Raw genomic sequence first — 2,620 nt, forward strand, 5'->3', positions numbered from 1 at the left:
CATGTCATCACCCGCGCCGCCATACAGCAGATCGCGCTGCGCACCGCCGATCAGCGTGTCGGCTCCGCCGTTGCCGTTGAGGATGGAGAGCAGGCTATCATTGGCCACCAACACGTTGGCGAGTCCATTACCCGCTAGTTTGAAGGCGGAACCGAACAGTTCGAACCGTTCAAAGTTCGCGTAAAGCGTTGCGGGTAGCGCGAGGTCAATAAAGGTCCGGATCGTGTCAAAGCCTTCGCCGCCGTTTTCAGTGACCGTATCGCCAGCGCTGTCGATGACAAAGATGTCGTCGCCCAAGCCGCCGGACATATCATCGTCACCCAAACCGCCATCGAGGATGTCGTTGCCAGCAAAACCGCGCAGAATGTCGTTCGAGGCAAGGCCGCGTATTTCGTCCGCATCGGCTGTACCATCCAGCGTATCTGGATTGGGCGTGCCTTCGATCAGGTTGGGAGCATCGAGATCGGACAGGTCAACCGTCTGGTCGAGGAACTGGGCGAATTCGATATTCTCCAGGCTGTCTGTGCCATCGGGCCCGCTAATGGTGAACTTGCCCGGGCTTGTTTCGGTGATGGTGTAATCGGCGCGGTTGCCGGAGTAGATCGCGGTATCAATGCCGTCACCGCCATTCAGAATGTCATCGCCGCCGCGCCCTTCAAGCGTATCATCGAATGCGCGGGCATCGAAGACGTCCACGCCTTCAGTACCAACGAGCACGTTTTCGGTCAGGTTGAGCAGTTCGAACACCGCCCCAGTTGCCTGGATCAGGCCGGCGCCCGTCAGGAAATCATATCCCGGAGCGCCCATGTCGATCGCGCTCGCGACCAGTGCTGCCTCGATGTCCGCGCGGGTCGCATTGGGTGCGATCTGGTAGAGCAGGGCCGCAACCGCTGCAGCGGCCGGAGCAGAGGCAGACGTACCGAAGAAGTTCGGGAAACCGTTACCGTCAAAGTCGCTGCCAAAGAACGTGGTGTCGCCTCCGTCAACGGCCGTGAAATCGACATTGTTGCGAATCTCCGGATTCGCTAGGCGATTGCCCGCAGTGTCGAACAGGATCGGCGTGCCGCCCAGTGATGAAAACGGTTCTATCAGCGGAGGGTCTTCGCCAAATTCGGGGGTCTGTGTGTAGCGCGCTGCGCCCACGGAGAATGTGCCTGCGGCATTGGTGTGTCCGAAGCTGGTCGGAGCGCCGACAAACCACGGGTCTGTCCAGTTGGCATCACCCGAAAAATCTATGAACTTCATCAACCCCGGATTGGGACCGGTGAACACGTTGATGATGATCTCGTATTGCTTCGCGCTGCCCGTTTCGTTGGTGAACTCGACAAATTCCACCGGATCTGCGCCGATATTATTGGCAAAGCCCTGTGCGACAACGGTGTCCGTGCCGGCTTCGACAATGAAGATGTCGACATCGCTGGTAGAGCCAGCGCCGCCCGAAACCGAGAAGAAGGGCTGGTCCCACTGGAAGGAAATCTGGATGGTGTCATTATCATCCAGTGTGAAGCTCAGGCGCGTATCGACACCGGCTCCGGGGTCAAAATCATGCGCTTCCGCGCCAAGTTCGGTAATGCCGCTGGCATTGAATGCCGACTGATAGCTATCGTCGTCGCTGTTCCCGGCTGAAGAGAAGTAGGCAACGCCCATTGCTGTGACCTGATCCGCAGCCTGCGCGATCACGCCGTCCTGAAAGAAGGGCTGGGTCAGATAGGCAACGTCATCGACGATGACATCCGCACCCGCATTGGCGAGATCGATAATGCCCTGCGCGAAGTTTGCTACTCCCAGAAACGCGGTGTGGAACAGCAGGTCTGCTCCGGGCGCGATGTCATGGATGATCTGCAGCATGGCGCGGCCTTCATCCGAACCATCCATGCCAAGGTCTTCGAGGACTGTAATCCCGGCGGGCAAATCGCCTGAAGCAATGTCGCCGGCATAACCGCCCAGATTGTCGAAACTGTCCGAAAGGACACCAATGCTGACCCCGGTGCCATCAATGTTGTATTCGCCGCGTGCATCATCTGCGAGTAGTGCCGGGTCGGCCTGATTAGTTACATCCCCTACAAACGATGTGCTCAAAGATGCCCGCGCAAACCGGATGCCTTCCATGCCTTCGAGCTGCGGTAGGAGCGAAATCGGGATGAGGCCGGATACGGTGTGAGCGAAAGCTGCGCCGTGTAGCATGCCCATCGCGGTCAACTGTTCGAGGGTGGCCTGCGCATCTTCCGCGCCGATATCAATGACAACCATACCCCCAGAGATCGAGAGCAGCGGGTTCAGTGCAGACAGGGCAGCATCGTCGGGACCTTCGGCAGAGCGGGCGAGAATTGCGTTGTCAATCAGCAGGTCGCGCAGGAACTTGTCGAGCTTCGACTGTGATTTGACCCGGCTCTCGCCATCGATCAGTTCTTCAGTCTGTTCATTCAAGGACATGTTACTCTCCGCGATTTCGGACGCCTTGCGCTATGGACGCGCCCCATTGGGCCGTAGCGATTCTACAGCCTCAGATTTGCCTAGCACAAACCACGCAATTCGTTGACTAAAGAATAAAGTCGGCTTCTGCGAGGTTGATGGTTCCGTCGAGGCGGATGGCGTAGTCCTGGATGCCGTCGCCGTCGAC

At 58.2% G+C, this 2,620-nt stretch carries 1 protein-coding gene; it reads right to left on the minus strand.

All coding sequences use genetic code 11. The features are described from left to right. Nucleotides 1-2,433: S8 family serine peptidase (locus OOZ52_RS12790; protein ID WP_274698927.1), on the minus strand; the 2,433-nt coding region annotated here is incomplete at its 3' end. Nucleotides 2,434-2,620: the final 187 nt, after the last annotated feature.

Source organism: Aurantiacibacter sp. D1-12 (assembly GCF_028858515.1).
In the GTDB taxonomy this organism is placed as follows: Bacteria; Pseudomonadota; Alphaproteobacteria; order Sphingomonadales; family Sphingomonadaceae; genus Alteraurantiacibacter.